Origin of the sequence: Serratia sp. ASV30 (assembly GCF_016428815.1) — a bacterium.
Taxonomy (GTDB): Bacteria; Pseudomonadota; Gammaproteobacteria; order Enterobacterales; family Enterobacteriaceae; genus Chania; species Chania fonticola_C.
In genome coordinates, this window is the sequence record NZ_JAELTL010000042.1 from 20,770 (window position 1) to 37,310 (window position 16,541).

Genomic DNA, 16,541 nt, shown 5'->3' on the forward strand with positions numbered 1-16,541 from the left:
TTGTCGTCTGAGGATATCTGAGTAATGAGCGAACTGACTCATGACGGTGTTGAGCGTCTACCGCTGCACACATTCACTGAAAACGCCTATCTGAACTATTCCATGTACGTCATCATGGATCGGGCGCTGCCGTATATCGGCGATGGTTTAAAGCCGGTACAGCGCCGCATTATCTATGCCATGTCGGAGCTGGGGCTTAGCAACAACGCCAAATTCAAAAAATCTGCCCGTACCGTCGGTGACGTATTGGGTAAGTATCATCCGCATGGTGATAGCGCCTGTTATGAAGCTATGGTGCTGATGGCGCAACCCTTCTCTTACCGTTACCCGTTGGTAGATGGCCAAGGGAACTGGGGGGCACCGGATGACCCTAAATCTTTCGCCGCGATGCGTTATACCGAATCGCGCCTGTCGAAATACGCCGAAGTGCTGCTGGGCGAGCTGGGCCAGGGCACCACGGACTGGGTGCCCAACTTCGACGGCACCATGCAAGAACCGAAGATGCTGCCTGCACGTCTGCCGAACATCCTGCTCAACGGGACGACCGGTATCGCGGTAGGGATGGCAACGGATATTCCACCGCATAACGTGCGTGAAATTGCCGCCGCGGCGGTAGCCCTGATCGACAAGCCAGGCTCATCGCTCGACGATTTGCTGGAGTTTGTGCAGGGACCGGACTTCCCGACGGAAGCGGAAATTATTACCCCGCGCGAAGAGATCCGCAAAATTTACCAGAATGGCCGTGGCTCGGTACGCATGCGTGCCATCTGGAAGAAAGAAGACGGTAGCGCGGTGATCACCGCCTTGCCGCACCAGGTTTCAGGTGCCAAAGTGCTGGAGCAAATCGCCAGCCAGATGCGCGCCAAAAAGTTGCCGATGGTGGAAGATCTGCGCGATGAGTCCGACCACGAGAACCCGACCCGTCTGGTGATTGTGCCGCGCTCGAACCGTATCGATCTGGATCAGGTGATGAACCACCTGTTTGCCACCACCGATCTGGAGCGAAGCTACCGCATCAACATGAACATGATCGGTCTGGACAACCGCCCGCAGGTCAAAGGGCTGGTGGAGATCCTTTCCGAATGGCTGGTCTTCCGCCGTGATACGGTGCGCCGCCGCCTGAATTACCGCCTGGAAAAAGTGCTCAAACGGCTGCACATTCTGGAAGGTTTGCTGGTTGCGTTCCTCAATATCGACGAAGTGATCCACATCATTCGCAGCGAAGATGAGCCGAAGCCGGTGTTGATGCAGCGGTTTGGCATCTCCGATACCCAGGCCGAAGCGATCCTCGAGCTGAAGCTGCGCCATTTGGCCAAGCTGGAAGAAGTGAAGATCCGCGGCGAGCAGGATGAGCTGGCTAAAGAGCGCGATCATCTGCAGGCGCTGCTGGCTTCCGAGCGCAAGTTGAACAACCTGATCAAGAAAGAGATCCAGGCCGATGCGCAGGCTTATGGCGACGATCGTCGTTCACCGTTGACCGAACGTGAAGAAGCCAAGGCCATGAGCGAGCACGATTTTGTGCCTTCAGAGCCGGTGACGATTGTGCTGTCGCAAATGGGCTGGGTGCGTAGCGCCAAGGGCCACGATATCGATCCGAGCGGCCTGAGCTACAAGGCCGGGGATAGCTTCCTTGCCGCCGCGCGTGGCAAGACTAACCAGCCAGTGGTGTTCATCGATTCGACTGGCCGCAGCTATGCGCTCGATCCGCTGACGTTGCCTTCGGCACGTGGCCAGGGTGAACCGTTAACCGGCAAGCTGACGCCACCGCCGGGTGCCTCCATCGAGCAGGTGCTGATGGCTGCGGACGATCAGAAGCTGCTGATGGCTTCCGATGCTGGCTACGGCTTCGTGTGTACCTTCAACGATCTGGTTGCACGCAACCGCGCCGGTAAGGTGATGATTACGCTGCCGGACAACGCCAAGGCACTGCCGCCGATGGAAATCCACGGCAGCGACGATATGCTGCTGTCTATCAGCGCCGCTGGCCGTATGTTGATGTTCCCGGTCGCCGATCTGCCACAGCTGTCGAAGGGCAAGGGCAACAAGATTATCTCGATACCGTCGGCGCAGGCCGCCAGTGGGGAAGATAAACTGGCCTGGCTGTTCGTACTGCCGCCGCAGACCTCGATCACCCTGCACGTGGGCAAACGCAAGCTGAAACTGCGCCCGGAAGATCTGCAGAAATTCCGCGCCGAGCGTGGCCGTAAGGGCACGTTGTTGCCACGTGGCCTGCAGCGTATCGATCGGGTTGAGGTGGATATGCCGGAGCGCGAATCGATGGGTGACAGCGAAGAGTAAATCTCAACGGTTTCGCAGAACGTAGGGGCGCAGCATACTGCGCCCGCTTAACTATCGATCAGACTTTTTTCTTGGTTTATTTTCTTAAGTTAGTTAATTTTTCCGGCTATAAATTTATTGTGCCGATCGCTGGCTGGCGGGAAAATAGAGAACTTAGAAGCGCCGTGCGTTCTTCTGCCTGCGCTCCTCATACAAAAAGAAATCTTCGCGGCCGCTCAGTGGCCGGGTTGGCAGTGTGCTAATGAGGTTGTTATGTTATTGATATTACGTGCGATAATCGTCACGGTCTATTGCCTGTTGGTGAGTTTTTTCGGTTCGCTTTACTGCTTGTTCAGCCCGCGTAACCCCCGCCATGTAGCGACCTTTGGCCATCTGTTTGGCCGCCTGTCGACAGTGTTCGGCATCCAGGTTGAACTCCGCAAGCCTGCTGGCGCGGACAATAACGGCAAATGTATTTACATTGCCAACCATCAGAACAACTACGACATGGTGACGGTTTCTAATGCGGTACAGCCACGCACCGTGACCGTGGGCAAAAAAAGCCTGGTGTGGATCCCGTTTTTCGGCCAGCTTTACTGGTTGACCGGTAACCTGCTGATAGACCGGGATAACCGCGCTAAAGCCCATGGCACCATTGCTCAGGTGGTGGATGCTTTCAAGAAACAGGACATCTCGATCTGGATGTTCCCGGAAGGAACCCGCAGCCGTGGCCGTGGCTTACTGCCGTTTAAAACCGGTGCGTTCCACGCGGCGATCGCGGCCGGTGTGCCGATTGTGCCGATCTGTGTTTCTTCTACCGACAAGATCAAGCTGAATCGTTGGAACAACGGCCATGTGATTGTGGAGATGCTGGAACCTGTCGATACCAGTAATTACAGTAAAGAACAGGTGCGTGAGCTGGCGGCCCATTGTCGCGAGCTGATGAAGGCGAAGATTGACCAGTTGGATGCGGAAGTCGCCAAGTTAGACGCCGCCAAAAAATAATAGAACGCAGTTAGCTATTTTCATACGGCCTCATGCCGTTTATGCCCCGCTTTAGCGGGGCTTTGCACACGGTTCAGCTTTGTTTTCATGGAGAAGATATGTCACTCAGTCGACGTCAGTTTATTCAGGCATCGGGCTTGGCGCTATGCGCGGGAACCGTGCCGCTGAGGGCCGAAGCGAGCGGGATGCCAACTCCGTTACCGATCCCGCCACTGCTGGAATCCCGCCGTGGTCAGCCGCTGTTTTTAACCCTGCAACGTGCCCATTGGGCCTTTATGGACAACCGCAAAGCGTCCGTCTGGGGCGTCAACGGTATGTATCTGGGGCCGACGGTGCGGGTCTACAACGGTGACGACGTCAAACTGATCTACAGCAACCGCCTGCCCGAGCCGGTATCGATGACCATCAGCGGGTTGCAGGTGCCAGGTACCCTGATGGGTGGTGCGCCGCGCATGATGTCGCCCAACGTTGACTGGTCGCCGGTGATCCCTATTCGTCAGGCGGCTGCCACCTGCTGGTATCACGCCAACACGCCGAACCGTATGGCACCACACGTTTACAACGGCCTGGCTGGCCTATGGCTGGTCGAGGATGAAATCAGTAAAAACCTGCCGCTGCCGAACCATTACGGTGTCGATGATTTCCCACTGATCATTCAGGATAAGCGCCTGGATAACTTCGGTACGCCGGAATACGATCCTCCGGCGCAGGGGGGCTTTGTTGGCGATACGCTGTTGGTCAACGGCGTGCAGAACCCGTTTATCGAAGTCTCACGTGGCTGGGTTCGCCTGCGCCTGTTGAATGCCTCGAACTCACGGCGCTATTCGTTGCAGCTTAGCGATGGGCGGCCGATCAACGTGATTGCCAGCGATCAGGGATTCCTGCCTGCACCGGTCGCGGTACAGCAACTTTCTCTGGCTCCTGGTGAGCGCCGCGAAGTGCTGATCGACATGTCGCAGGGGGCCGAAGTGACTCTCACCGCCGGTGAAGCGGCAGGGATCATGGATCGTCTACGTGGCCTGTTTGAACCTTCCAGCATGCTGGTTTCCACCCAGGTACTGACGTTGAAACCGACAGGCCTGTTGCCGCTGGTCACCGACAATCTGCCGATGCGCCTGCTGGCAGATCAACTGCTGGATGGTAACGTCAGCCGCTCACGTGAATTCCGTCTGGGCGACAAGATGGCCGGGATCAACGGGGCTATCTGGGATATGAACCGCATCGACGTACAAACGATGCAGGGCACCTGGGAGCGTTGGACCATTCATGCCGATACGCCACAGGCGTTCCACATTCAGGGCGTACAGTTCCTGATAAAACGCGTCAATGGCGCGCAGCCGATGGCGGAAGATCGCGGCTGGAAGGATACCGTCTGGGTCGACGGCGACGTGGAGCTGCTGGTGTACTTCAACCAGGTTTCCTCGGAGCACTTCCCGTTCCTGTTCTACAGCCAGACGTTGGAAATGGCCGATCGCGGTTCGACCGGCCAGTTTGTGGTTCAGGCTTCCGCTTAAACAGCCCCGGGCGTTCGCAGCATTTTCAGGAACGCCTTCACCACCGGTGTGGCACTTTCGGCGTGGTAGATCGCATACAGATCCGCCGAAGGGGCCGCCTGCAACGGGCAGAAGCGTACGCCCGGCCAGGGTATGCGCCCGTAGCTGTCCGGCAGTAACGTAATACCAAAGCCTTCCGCCACCAGCGCCATCAGGGTTTGCGGTTCATTAACCTGATGGACGATGTCCGGCGCAAAGCCATGTTGCAGACACAGGTTGTGCAGATACAGCCCCAGGCTGGCCTCGTTGGGCGGCAGCACGATAAATTTGTCATGCTCCAGGGCTTGCAGTTGGATTTCTTCCCCGGTTGCCAGTGGATGCCCCGTTGGCAGCACCACCGAGATCTTCTCCCGCGCCAATAATTGACAGGCCAGCCCCGGCAGCGCCTGTTGTTTTGCCTCACGCCAGACCCCGATATCGATATGCCGCTTCTGCAATGAGACGATCTGCTGGCTGGGAGTTTGTTCATTCAACGTCCAGGTGACCTTCTCTTCCTGCCCGGTAAAGCGTTTTAGTGCCGGGATCAAACCGCCCCAGACAGAGGTGCCTACCATGCCAATCACCATATGGCCGGCCTCGCCACGGCCCAGTTGCTGCACCTGATTGAGCGCATTGCCCGCCTGATCGAGCAACGTTTCGACGTTATGGAACAGCGTGCGGCCAGCCTGCGTCAGCGCCATGGAGCGGGTGGTGCGTTTGAACAGTTCCACCCCCAGCTGGCTTTCCAGCTCTTTGATATGTTTGCTGAGCGGCGGTTGGGACATGTTCAGCCGCTGTGCGGCCTGGGTAAAGTTCATCTCCTCCGCCACCACGCGGAAATAGTGCAGCAGGCGAAAGTTGATCCGGCTAGGGTCGGGTAGTGGCTTTTTCATGGTTTTTTCGGGCCTCCCGATGCAGGGTATTTATAGGTAAACAGAATAAATCAGCGGGCAACAATGTATTGGTCGCCACCCGCTGTCGCTCTCTACTATGGGGATCAGGCTGTGTCCCTTAATTGCACATGAGCGCCGCTGGAGGTCATTTGGACGCGTTGCAAGGCACGAGCCGTGAATCTTGGTGGGCCCAAATAAGCGGGGAGAAACGCAGATACGCGTCCAAATGGCCCCAGCCCTAAGGGTCGCGCCCCAAAAGCCCGTACTCAGCGTTGTCGGGCTTGAACTTAGCCCACTAGGCCCTGCACCCTCCGCCTTGATTACGGGCTTTTGGGGCTGCGACGGCACCATGGTCAATTAAGGGACACAGCCTAATTCATCCCCCTACAGAAGAGAATACTATGTTTAATCAAGACGATGCTTTTTCTTGTGCCGACGTGCTGCGGACCAGACTACCCGGCTTTCAACCTCGCGCTGCATTGATTTTGGGATCGGGGCTGGGGGCACTGGCAGACGTAATGACCGACGCCGTGACCATCGACTATACCGAACTTCCGGGTTTCCCGGTGAGCGGCGTAGTGGGCCATGCAGGGCAACTGGTGGCGGGCTGGTTGGAAGGTGTGCCAGTGTTGTGCATGAAAGGGCGCGGACATTTCTATGAGGGCCGTGGCATGCAGGTGATGACCACCGCCGTGCGCACCTTCAAACTGCTGGGCTGTGAATTCCTGCTGGCGACCAATGCTGCTGGTTCACTGCGTAAATCGGTCGCCCCGGGTAGCCTGGTGGCGCTGACCGACCACATCAACTTTATGCCGGAATCCCCGCTGGTGGGGGCTAACGACGAGCGTTTTGGTCCACGCTTCTTCAGCCTGGCTAACGCCTACGATCGAGACCTGCGTGCGCAGCTTGCGGCGGTAGCGGCTAAGGCTGGTATCCCACTGGCAGAAGGGGTGTTTGCCGCCTACACCGGCCCGAACTTTGAAACCCCGGCCGAGATCCGCATGATGCAGACGCTGGGTTGTGACGTGGTGGGGATGTCGATCGTGCCAGAAGTGCTTTCGGCCCGGCACTGCGGCCTGAAAGTGTTGGTGGTTTCAGCGATGACCAACTATGCCGAAGGGTTATCCGATACGCCGCTTTCCCATGAGCAGACGCTGAGCTGTGCCGCGCTGGCGGCAGACGACTTTATGCGCCTGATCCGTGAGTTCTTCAAAACGCTGTAATCCTTATTTCCATCTGACTACCCCGCGGCAAGCCCCTACCTTGCCGCGTAAATCACAACAATAAGGTGATGGTAATGGCAATAAAAACACGATTGAAGGTGATGATCTTTCTCCAGTTCTTTATCTGGGGCGCCTGGTTGGTGACGTTGGGTTCCTACATGATCAACACCCTGCACTTCAGCGGGGCGCAGGTTGGTATGGTGTACAGTTCGAAGGGGATCGCCGCGCTGATCATGCCAAGCCTGGCCGGGATCATTGCCGATCGCTGGATCAAGGCCAACCGTCTGTATGGCCTGTGTCATCTGCTGGGGGCGGTGGCGTTGTACTACGCCGCACAGGTCGATCAGCCGATGGTGATGTTCTGGGTCATGCTGTTCAACGCGATGGTCTATATGCCCACCATGGCGCTTTCCAACGCTATCTCTTACTTCTGCCTGGAAAAGCACGGTTTTGATACGGTAAAGGATTTCCCGCCGGTGCGGGTTTATGGCACCGTGGGCTTTATTCTGGCGATGTGGCTAATCAGCTTTAGCCGCATTGAACTGAGCAATATGCAGTTGTATCTGGCTTCCGCGGTGTCGCTGCTATTGGCAATCTACTCCCTGACGTTGCCAAATTGCCCGACCAACAAGGTGAAACGCTCGCAAAGCTGGGTCAGCATGTTGGGGCTGGATGCATTCGTGCTGTTCAAGCAAAAACGCATGGCGGTGTTCTTCCTGTTTGCCATGTTGCTGGGGGCGGCGCTGCAAATCACCAATACCTTCGGCAATCCGTTCCTGCACGATTTCTCTCTTAACCCGCTTTATCAGGACAGCCTCAGCGTGCGCTATCCTTCGGTGCTGCTCTCCCTGTCGCAAATCTCTGAGGTGTTTTTCATCCTCACCATCCCGTTCTTCCTGCGGAGATATGGCATCAAGCAGGTGATGCTGATCAGCATGGCGGCCTGGACGTTACGTTTCCTGTTCCTGGCCTACGGTACGCCTGCCGGGTTCGGCTTCCTATTGCTATTGCTTTCAATGATCGTTTACGGCTGCGCGTTTGATTTCTTCAATATTTCCGGCGCCATCTTTGTGGAGAAAGAAACCGACCACCGCATCCGTGCCAGCGCTCAGGGGCTGTTTATGACCATGGTCAACGGTGCAGGGGCTTACGTTGGAGCCATCGCCAGCGGCGAGGTTGTGGACTTCTTCACCCATAACGGGGTGAAAGATTGGCAGAGTATCTGGCTGGTGTTTGCCGCCTATACGCTGGTGCTGGGGGGGATTTTTGCCCTGTCTTTCAACTATCAACATCGACCGGAAGCGATGAGCGGCGAGCTGCAGAAGGCGCATTAAGGTAAAACACAGGGGCTGAGTTCAGCCCCTGTGATATCAGGCAGGAAAACGCTGTTGCAGTTGTTGCCAGTCTGGAGCTCCGGCGGCACCACGGCTGGCCACCACGCAGGCGGCCACGCGGTTGGCAAGATCGACCGCTTGAACCAACGGCAGGCCAGCGGAAAGTCCGGCTAGCAAACCCGCGCAGTGGGCATCCCCCGCGCCGATGGTATCAACGACGTCAACCGGGTAAACGGGCACATGCTGCGGTTCATTGCGGCCATCACAGACCCAGGCACCGTCACGATCCAACCGGCAGATCAGGGTAATGTTATGCGCTGTGGCATAACGTTGTGCGGCGCTGACGGCGTCGCCTTCCCCACACAAGATCGCGACTTCGTCGCGGTTGAGGGTGAGTAAGGTGTGGCTATCGCTAAGCATGGCGAAAAACTCTTCACCTAGTTGATCGACGCGCGGGCCGGGATCCAGCAGCCGCCACTGATCGAACGGCAGGCGGGTAAGCCAGTCTCTCAGTGCTTCACCGGGTTCTCCCACCAGTTCATAGCCGTTGGCATAGACCACCGTTTCTGGCGTTAGCGGCAGGGTGGCCAGTTGCGCCTTATTCCAATGGGCTTCACAACCGGTCACGGTAACAAAAGTACGTTCACCGTTGGGTTCCACCAACGCCAGGCACCAACCATTATCCAGTTGGCCGTGGCGTAGCAGCACCGGCAGATCCAGTTCCTGCATGGCGGCTTCGATGGCCGCTCCCCAGTCTCCGCTACCAACCGGCATACCGTTAATCACGGGGACATCCAAGCGGCGTAGCGCCCGTGCTACGTTGAAGGCGCAACCGCCAATCTGCCGCTCTTGTGGCTGCGCTTCGATATCTTCACCGCTGGCTGGCAGCTTTGGCAGCGTGAGAACTACGTCACCTACGGCACCGCCTACCACCAGAATGGGTTTTACTGCGACAAATTCACTCATTGCTGTCCTTTGTTACTTGCCAGATAGAGGCCATAGGCAACCAGGCTGACCAGGAAGGAAACGAACAGCCCCAGGCTGGAATCAGCGAACAGGCCTTTAGCCAATGGGCCATCGATAAAGCCGGTTTTGGTCACCAAGAGTCCGCACAAGGCGCCGAGGAACCAGCAGAATAGTGGGACCTTACGCACGCCCCGGTTCTGGCCGTTCAGACCGTACAGGGCATTACCGTCGTAACCATGATGACGGCGCACTTTAGCATAATCGAGAATGAAAATGGCTTCCCAGGCGGCAAGGAATACCCCGCAGAACACCAGGAAAGAGATAAATGGCCCCATAAAGTCGCCAGAAATAAACAGCACATAGATGGCGATGCCAAGGATCACCACGGCGTCAATGGAGACGGCCAGCGATTGTTTCACCTTCACGCCTAGCGTTAGCAGGTTAAGACTGGCGGAGTAGAGGCTGAGCACGGCAATAGTGACGATACCTGCGGTCGCGGCCAACAGATAAGGGATGGCCATCCACTTTGGCAGTACCGAGCCGATTAACGCAATCGGGTTGGCGGCGCTGGCCAGATCCGGCAGCTGTACCGAAAGCAGAATGCCGGTGAACATCAGCAGGATCAGGGGCAGACAGGCACCGCCCACTACGGCGGCAAAGATGCTTTTATCTGAAGATTCTGGGCTTTGATAACGGCTGTAATCGGCCCCGGCAATGGCCCAGCTGATACCGGTACCTGCTGCGATCACCGAAACGGCAGGCAGGAAGCCGGTCAACCAACTGCCGGAAGGCAGTGACAGCACTTTGCCCCATTCGGTGGTAAAGACGATATACAGCACCACAATCAGCGTCATGGTGCCGAATATCCGGCTGAACCAGCTCTGCATCCAGACTACCGTGTTCTGGCCCAGCAGGCTGACCACGATGGTCAAGCCACCAAACAGCAACAGGCTGAAAGCGGTAAGGGAATGGCTTTCACCCAGGCCTATGGCCTGGAACAGCGCCGCCAGGGTGAGTGTGCCGGTGATGACGTTCACCGCTTCCCAACCCATCAGGTTGATCCAACTGAAGGTGGTGGGGGCAATGTTGCCCTTCAGGCCAAAAATCACCCGCGATAAGGTCAAAGTAGAGGTACGGCCACGTTTGCCGGCGAAGCTGGTGTAACCGACCAAAGCAAAACTGGCTACCCCGACCAATGCGGCCAGGATGGACTGGATAAAGGACAGGCCAAACGCGACAATAATTGCCCCGTACACCACGCCAAGAATGCCGATGTTGGCGGCAGACCATATCCAGAACAGCTCGAGCGGTTTACCTGTCTGCTCAGCATCCGGTACGCGATCGATGCCTGTGCTTTCTACTTTCCATGTCTCACTGCGGTTGATTTCACTCATAGTGCGATTTATTCCTGTTTTCGCAGCCTAAGGAGAGCGGCCGCGTAGGGCTCAAAATCTATTTGATTGGCGCTATTGATCGTGGCAATCCACTCCGCCGGGAAGGCGGTTACGCCGCGTAAGGCTCCGCAGATTGCCGTTGCCATGGCACCAATGGTATCGGTATCTCCACCCAGATTGGCGGCCAGGATCGCACAACGTTGCGGATCGGTGTCTGCCAGTTCAACCAGTGCCAACGCCATCGGGATTGACTCGATAGTGTCCATCCCGGCACCGACGGTATGGTAAAGCTCCGCCAATGCTTCGCTATCCGGCAGATGGCCCAGGTTAGCGGTGAACTCCAGCGCCCAAACCAGACGGCGGCTGAGCGAAGGGCTGAAGGTGGTGATATGTTGCTGTTGCACCTGCTCTACCCGTGCGGGCAGTTCTTGCTTGATGGTGGCCCAATCCGCACCTTCGACAGCCCGGCTAACGGCCCAGGCAATGGCAAAAGCGCCAGCTACGGCGATATCCGATTTGTGGGTCGGGCTGCAAGACAGCCTTACCGCTGTGATAAAGGCTGGCAAATCGCCGCTTGGCAGCAGGCAACCTAACGGAGCTACACGCATGGCCGCTCCATTGGTCACGCCGTTAGCGGCGATCTCTGCTACCGGCGTACCGGCGCGGAACGCCAACAGCGCGGCTTTGGAGCTGGGGCCGAGGATATTTTTCTCAAAGGCTCCGATCCGTTCTGCCCACAGCATGATGTGGTGAGCTATACGTTCCGGCTCGACCCGGCCCTCTGCAGCCAACAGCGCATCTATCAAGGCCACTGCCTGCTGGGTGTCATCCGTGTATTCCCCGGCGATAAAGCCGTTTGCTGCGATATTTTCTGCCGGGCCAGGCAGGAAGCTGGTGATCCAACCAAAATAATCACTAACCTGTTGTAATGGCCACAGTTCTGACGGCATCCCCATCGCATCGCCCACGGCTTGCCCATAGAGCGCTCCGAGTATGGCGTGGTGAGGATTTTTTATATTTTTCATTTATATGGGTGTTCCCTGGTGTTGGTGCTAACCGATGCAAAACATCAGTGTCGCTAATGTTAGTCGTAAAATAGATCCAATTAAAGTCCAATAGTTGAAAAATGTGATTCCAATCTAAGTCCAATGCAAGCGCGCATGATGTAATTACCTTGAATGTGACAAATATGGTAAAAACGAGGCGGTTGAGGAATGCGAACAAATCAGAGGTGGGTCCGATGAATGATTTTATTGCCTGGCTGCGTCAGCAGTTTTCACAGGCAGCGGCGGCACCACGTTACATCCAGTTGGCGAACTCCCTCGAAATTGCCATTAAACAGCGTGTCTTGGGCGTTGGCGATTTTTTACCGCCGGAACGCATGCTGGCTGAAGCATTGGATCTGTCACGCGTTACCGTCAGTAAGGCGATGAGGTTGCTGGAAGAAAAAGCGCTGGTCTCGCGCCAACAGGGCATTGGTACTCGAGTGGCTATGCACATCGGCTATTCCCTCAATCAGGATAACGGCTTTACCGCGCAGGTTTTACGCAGTGGCAGCAGCGTCAGTAACCAATGGCTGTTGCGTTCCTGCATAAAGGCACCCAGCGAGGTAGCCAAGGCGCTGGAGTTGGCAAGCGACAGTATCGTGGTCAAGTTACGTCGCCTGCGGTTGATGGATGGCAATCCGGTGTCGTTGGAAACCACCTATATCCCGACCCGTTTTCTGCCCGATCCCGAAGAGCTGGAACACTCGCTGTATGCCCTATGGAAGTCGCGAGGCATTGTGCCAGAGGGCAGGCATTTTTTATTGAAGGCGGTTGCCAGCAATGACGAGAACGCCAGCTTGCTCAATGTGCAAAGCGGTACACCACTGTTACGCATTGTCCAGACCAGCCGCAACGCCCAGGGCGAAGTGCTGGAGTTCAGCGAAACGCTGTGCCGCAGCGATGTGTACGAGTTTGAGGTCAAAAGCTGAGTTATCTGAGAAATAACCATGCTCTTTTGGCGGCGAGTGCGTATAATCGCCGCCCGGCGATAAATTAACCTGCACAAGAGCACCCGAATGAGCACTACCAGCCTGATCCAACCCGAACGTGAATTGTTCTCCTACGAGCCTTATTGGGCCGAATGTTTTGGCCCCGCGCCGTTTTTACCGATGTCGCGTGAGGAGATGGACCAATTAGGCTGGGATAGCTGTGATGTGATTGTGATCAGCGGGGACGCTTACGTCGATCACCCAAGCTTTGGCATGGCGATTGTGGGCCGCATGCTGGAGGCTCAGGGCTTCCGCGTGGGGATCATTGCCCAGCCGGACTGGAGCAACAAAGAAGACTTTATGCGTTTGGGCAAACCGAACCTGTTCTTCGGCGTGACCGCTGGCAATATGGACTCGATGATCAACCGCTATACCGCCGATCGTAAGCTGCGTCATGACGATGCCTATACCGCCGGTAACGTGGGCGGCAAACGCCCGGATCGCGCCACGCTGGTCTATAGCCAACGCTGTAGAGAAGCCTATAAAGATGTGCCCGTCATCCTGGGCGGTATCGAAGCCAGTCTGCGCCGTATTGCCCATTATGATTACTGGTCGGATACCGTGCGCCGCTCGGTCCTGGTGGACTCCAAGGCTGATATGCTGATCTACGGCAACGGCGAACGTCCGCTGGTGGAGTTGGCGCATCGCCTGGCGGCGGGTGAAAAAATTCAGGATATCCACGATATCCGTAACACCGCAGTGATGCGTAAAGGGGCCATGCCGGGCTGGAGCGGGGTGGATTCCACTCGCCTGGACAAGCCGGGCCGTATCGAGCCAATTCCTAATCCTTACGGTGAAGATTTGCCCTGTGCCGACGGCAGCACGCCAGAGCCAGAGGCCAAGCCGGTCACCGTACGTGCCGCCAAGCCCAAGCCGTGGGAAAAAACCTACGTGCTGTTGCCTTCCTTCGAGAAGGTGAAGGCGGACAAGGTGCTGTATGCCCACACTTCGCGCATCCTGCATCATGAAACCAACCCTGGCTGCGCCCGTGCGTTAATGCAAAAACATGGCGACCGCTACGTGTGGATCAACCCACCGGCGATCCCGCTCACCACGCCGGAAATGGACAGCGTGTTTGCCCTGCCGTATCAGCGTGTGCCGCACCCATCCTATGGCGAAGAGCGCATCCCGGCCTACGATATGATCCGCTTCTCGGTGAACATTATGCGTGGTTGCTACGGTGGCTGTTCGTTCTGTTCAATCACCGAGCATGAAGGGCGCATTATCCAGAGCCGTTCGGAAGATTCGATCGTGCGTGAAATCGAAGAGATCCGCGACAAGGTGCCGGGCTTTACCGGGGTGATCTCCGATCTGGGTGGCCCAACGGCCAACATGTATATGTTGCGCTGCACCAACCCGCGTGCCGAGCAAACCTGCCGCCGTGCTTCCTGTGTGTATCCGGAAATCTGTACCTATATGGATACCAACCATGAGCCGACCATCAAACTTTACCGCCGCGCCCGTGAGCTGGAAGGGATCAAGAAGATCCTGATCGCCTCCGGGGTGCGTTACGATCTGGCGGTTGAAGATCCGCGCTATATCAAGGAACTGGCGACCCATCACGTGGGCGGCTATCTGAAGATCGCGCCGGAGCATACCGAAACCGGGCCATTGTCCAAGATGATGAAGCCGGGGATGGGGAGCTACGATCGTTTCAAGCAGTTGTTCGATCAGTATTCCAAACAGGCAGGTAAAGAGCAGTATCTGATCCCTTATTTCATCTCCTCGCATCCGGGCACCCGCGATGAGGACATGGTGAATCTGGCGCTGTGGCTGAAGAAAAACCGTTTCCGTCTCGATCAGGTACAGAACTTCTACCCGTCGCCAATGGCGAACTCCACCACCATGTATTACAGCGGCAAGAACCCGTTGGGTAAGGTGGGATATAAGAGTGAAGACGTGTTTATTCCGAAGGGCGATCGCCAGCGTCGCCTGCATAAGGCATTGTTGCGCTATCACGATCCGCTTAACTGGCCGCTGATCCGTACGGCGTTGGAAGAGATGGGGATGAAGCACCTGATTGGTGGCCGTCGCGAATGCCTGGTGCCAGCACCGAGCATTGACGAGCAGCGCGAGGCCAAGCGCTTACAGCGGCATACCCGCCCGGCGTTGACCAAGCACACGGACATTACCCGCCAGCGCACACCTTCCAACAAGCCACCGCGCAAGCCTATCCGCAACGGTAAGGCCTGATAGAGCAGGGAGCCCAAGCGGCTCCCTTTCTTTTATCCTCTCTAGGGGATATTCCATAAATTATCCCTTGGTGAGGATATTATTTTGTTATCCCTTTCAGGGAAGACTCTATGGAGCTAGCTATTGCCAGGCTACAAACTGTTATACGCCGCCTCGACCTTCAGCATATAACGCGGTGCCTGTGGTGACGGATGGTACTGGCGCACATGCCAGTGAAAGGCTTCCGGTGAAAGGCTGTTGATCATTCTGATGGCTTTTTGGCGATCGCTGGAGAAGGTACGTAGCAAGGCTCCCGCGCCGTTGGCATAAGCCACCTCAGTGGCATAGCGGCGGGTCACCGGATCGTCAATCCATTTCAGTTGCTGCTGTTGCAGCGCCCCGATATAGGCCGCCCCCAGATCGATATTGGTTTCTGGATCCAACAGGTCGTCATCATCCGGGCAGCCGCGTTTGCCTTTAAAACGGTAGGCATCACAACCGGCGGTGTTCGCCTTAAGCTGCATCAGGCCGATGGCGTTGGAAGGGCTGACAGCTTTAGGGTTAAAGCCGGACTCTACCTGAATAATGGCGGCGATCAGCTTGCGATCGATTTTGTATTCGTCGGCCGCGTCTTCGATTTCATCGTCATAGGCGTGAGGATTGTGGCTGGTGCGCTGGTGCTTGCTGGAACAGCCTGCCAGCACCAATAGCATTAACACCATGGTCAGGCGCGGCAAAGATGAGAAAGTCATGAAACTCCAAGCTGCTGTGATCGGATTGCTGCGCCATATCATAGCGTCAGCGACCGATAAGATCTTGGGTTAAAAGCCAATTAACGCGAGAGGCTACCAACAATATAGCAACGGGGCCGACAGTGCGGCCCCGCCATGTTTACAGAGAATCAGGATCCGGCCCTAGGCGGTTGCCGATATCCAGCTTGGTGATTTCGCCCAGTTCATCCTTATCCAGTTTGAAATCAAATACCTCAAAGTTTTCGCGAATGCGCGCGGGTGTAACCGATTTCGGGATCACGATCAGGCCGCTGTCCAGATGCCAGCGCACGACGATCTGTGCTGGCGTCTTGTTGTACTTCTCTGCCAGCTTCTTGATCAGCGGTTGATCGAAGACGCCTTCGCCCCCTTGCGCCAACGGGCTCCAGGATTCGGTAGCGATATGGTGGGTGGCATTCCAGGCGCGCAGCTGGCGCTGTTGCAGCAGCGGGTGCAGTTCGATCTGGTTGATCACCGGCGCGACGCTGGTTTCATCCAGCAGGCGTTGCAGATGTGGTGTGTGGAAGTTACAGACGCCGATGCTTTTCACCAGCCCTTGCTCACGCAGTTTGATCAAGCCGCGCCAGGCTTCGACATACTGATCCTGTGCCGGTTTCGGCCAGTGGATCAGATAGAGATCGACGTAATCCAGCTTCAGCTTTTTCAGGCTGGTTTCCAGTGCTGCCTGCGGATTGCCCTGATCGTCGTTCCACAGCTTGGTGGTGATAAATAGCTCTTCACGTGGGATCGAGGTAGCTTGCAGCGCGGCACCTACCCCTTCCTCATTTTTGTAAATCGCGGCGGTATCGATGGAGCGATAGCCGACTTCCAGCGCCTTGGTGACGGCCTGCGTGGTTTCTTCAATGCTGGCTTGCCATACGCCGAGACCCAACTGCGGCATCAGATTACCATCTTGGAGTTTGATGATGGGTTGCATGCG

13 protein-coding genes are annotated in these 16,541 nt (G+C 56.5%); 7 read left to right on the plus strand and 6 right to left on the minus strand.

Annotated elements, in window-relative coordinates; translation table 11 throughout:
• Window positions 1–24 precede the first annotated feature (24 nt).
• The 3 genes from parC (at window position 25) to ftsP (ending at window position 4,796) form a co-directional block, all read left to right on the plus strand.
• The gene (parC, locus tag JHD74_RS17800) at window positions 25–2,298 is read left to right on the plus strand and encodes a DNA topoisomerase IV subunit A (RefSeq protein ID WP_199063194.1); all 2,274 of its coding nucleotides are present in this window, start codon (window positions 25–27) and stop codon (window positions 2,296–2,298) included.
• A gap of 252 nt (window positions 2,299–2,550) precedes the next feature.
• Window positions 2,551–3,282: a 1-acylglycerol-3-phosphate O-acyltransferase gene (locus JHD74_RS17805; protein WP_065684664.1), complete on the plus strand. Its 732-nt coding sequence runs from the start codon at window positions 2,551–2,553 to the stop codon at window positions 3,280–3,282.
• A gap of 98 nt (window positions 3,283–3,380) precedes the next feature.
• On the plus strand, window positions 3,381–4,796 hold the full coding sequence (ftsP, locus tag JHD74_RS17810) for a cell division protein FtsP (protein WP_199063195.1): 1,416 nt from the start codon (window positions 3,381–3,383) through the stop codon (window positions 4,794–4,796).
• On the opposite strand, the gene JHD74_RS17815 is transcribed toward ftsP, so the two are convergent.
• The gene (locus JHD74_RS17815; RefSeq protein WP_024529144.1) at window positions 4,793–5,707 is read right to left on the minus strand and encodes a LysR family transcriptional regulator; all 915 of its coding nucleotides are present in this window, start codon (window positions 5,705–5,707) and stop codon (window positions 4,793–4,795) included. The two genes, ftsP and JHD74_RS17815, sit on opposite strands and share 4 nt — an antisense overlap.
• Window positions 5,708–6,108: 401 nt before the next feature.
• Here JHD74_RS17815 and xapA point away from each other — a divergent pair, with 401 nt between their 5' ends.
• The gene (xapA, locus tag JHD74_RS17820; protein WP_024529143.1) at window positions 6,109–6,930 is read left to right on the plus strand and encodes a xanthosine phosphorylase; all 822 of its coding nucleotides are present in this window, start codon (window positions 6,109–6,111) and stop codon (window positions 6,928–6,930) included.
• A 74-nt stretch (window positions 6,931–7,004) separates the two neighbouring features.
• Window positions 7,005–8,264: a nucleoside permease gene (locus JHD74_RS17825; protein ID WP_199063196.1), complete on the plus strand. Its 1,260-nt coding sequence runs from the start codon at window positions 7,005–7,007 to the stop codon at window positions 8,262–8,264.
• A 36-nt stretch (window positions 8,265–8,300) separates the two neighbouring features.
• Here JHD74_RS17825 and JHD74_RS17830 read toward each other — a convergent pair whose 3' ends face one another.
• From JHD74_RS17830 to JHD74_RS17840, 3 genes are read right to left on the minus strand one after another with little or no spacing between them, the layout of a single operon-like run.
• Entirely contained in the window at window positions 8,301–9,230 is a 930-nt protein-coding gene (locus tag JHD74_RS17830) for a PfkB family carbohydrate kinase (protein ID WP_199063197.1), read from the minus strand.
• Window positions 9,227–10,624, minus strand: coding sequence for a cytosine permease (locus tag JHD74_RS17835; RefSeq protein WP_199063198.1), 1,398 nt, complete (start codon window positions 10,622–10,624; stop codon window positions 9,227–9,229). Before JHD74_RS17835 ends, JHD74_RS17830 begins: the two co-directional genes overlap by 4 nt.
• A gap of 8 nt (window positions 10,625–10,632) precedes the next feature.
• Window positions 10,633–11,649, minus strand: a complete 1,017-nt coding sequence (locus JHD74_RS17840; protein ID WP_199063199.1) for an ADP-ribosylglycohydrolase family protein — start codon at window positions 11,647–11,649, stop codon at window positions 10,633–10,635.
• Window positions 11,650–11,864: 215 nt separating this feature from the next.
• On the opposite strand from JHD74_RS17840, the gene JHD74_RS17845 reads away from it, so the two are divergent.
• Both JHD74_RS17845 and JHD74_RS17850 read left to right on the plus strand, forming a co-directional pair.
• Window positions 11,865–12,599, plus strand: coding sequence for a GntR family transcriptional regulator (locus tag JHD74_RS17845; RefSeq protein ID WP_199063200.1), 735 nt, complete (start codon window positions 11,865–11,867; stop codon window positions 12,597–12,599).
• A gap of 87 nt (window positions 12,600–12,686) precedes the next feature.
• Window positions 12,687–14,852 carry a YgiQ family radical SAM protein gene (locus tag JHD74_RS17850; protein ID WP_021179531.1) on the plus strand — a complete coding sequence of 722 codons (2,166 nt, stop codon included), beginning with the start codon at window positions 12,687–12,689 and terminating at the stop codon, window positions 14,850–14,852.
• A 131-nt stretch (window positions 14,853–14,983) separates the two neighbouring features.
• On the opposite strand, the gene JHD74_RS17855 is transcribed toward JHD74_RS17850, so the two are convergent.
• Together JHD74_RS17855 and dkgA are read right to left on the minus strand one after the other, a co-directional pair.
• Entirely contained in the window at window positions 14,984–15,583 is a 600-nt protein-coding gene (locus JHD74_RS17855; RefSeq protein ID WP_199063201.1) for a transglycosylase SLT domain-containing protein, read from the minus strand.
• A 139-nt stretch (window positions 15,584–15,722) separates the two neighbouring features.
• The gene (gene dkgA / locus JHD74_RS17860; protein WP_199063202.1) at window positions 15,723–16,538 is read right to left on the minus strand and encodes a 2,5-didehydrogluconate reductase DkgA; all 816 of its coding nucleotides are present in this window, start codon (window positions 16,536–16,538) and stop codon (window positions 15,723–15,725) included.
• Window positions 16,539–16,541: the final 3 nt, after the last annotated feature.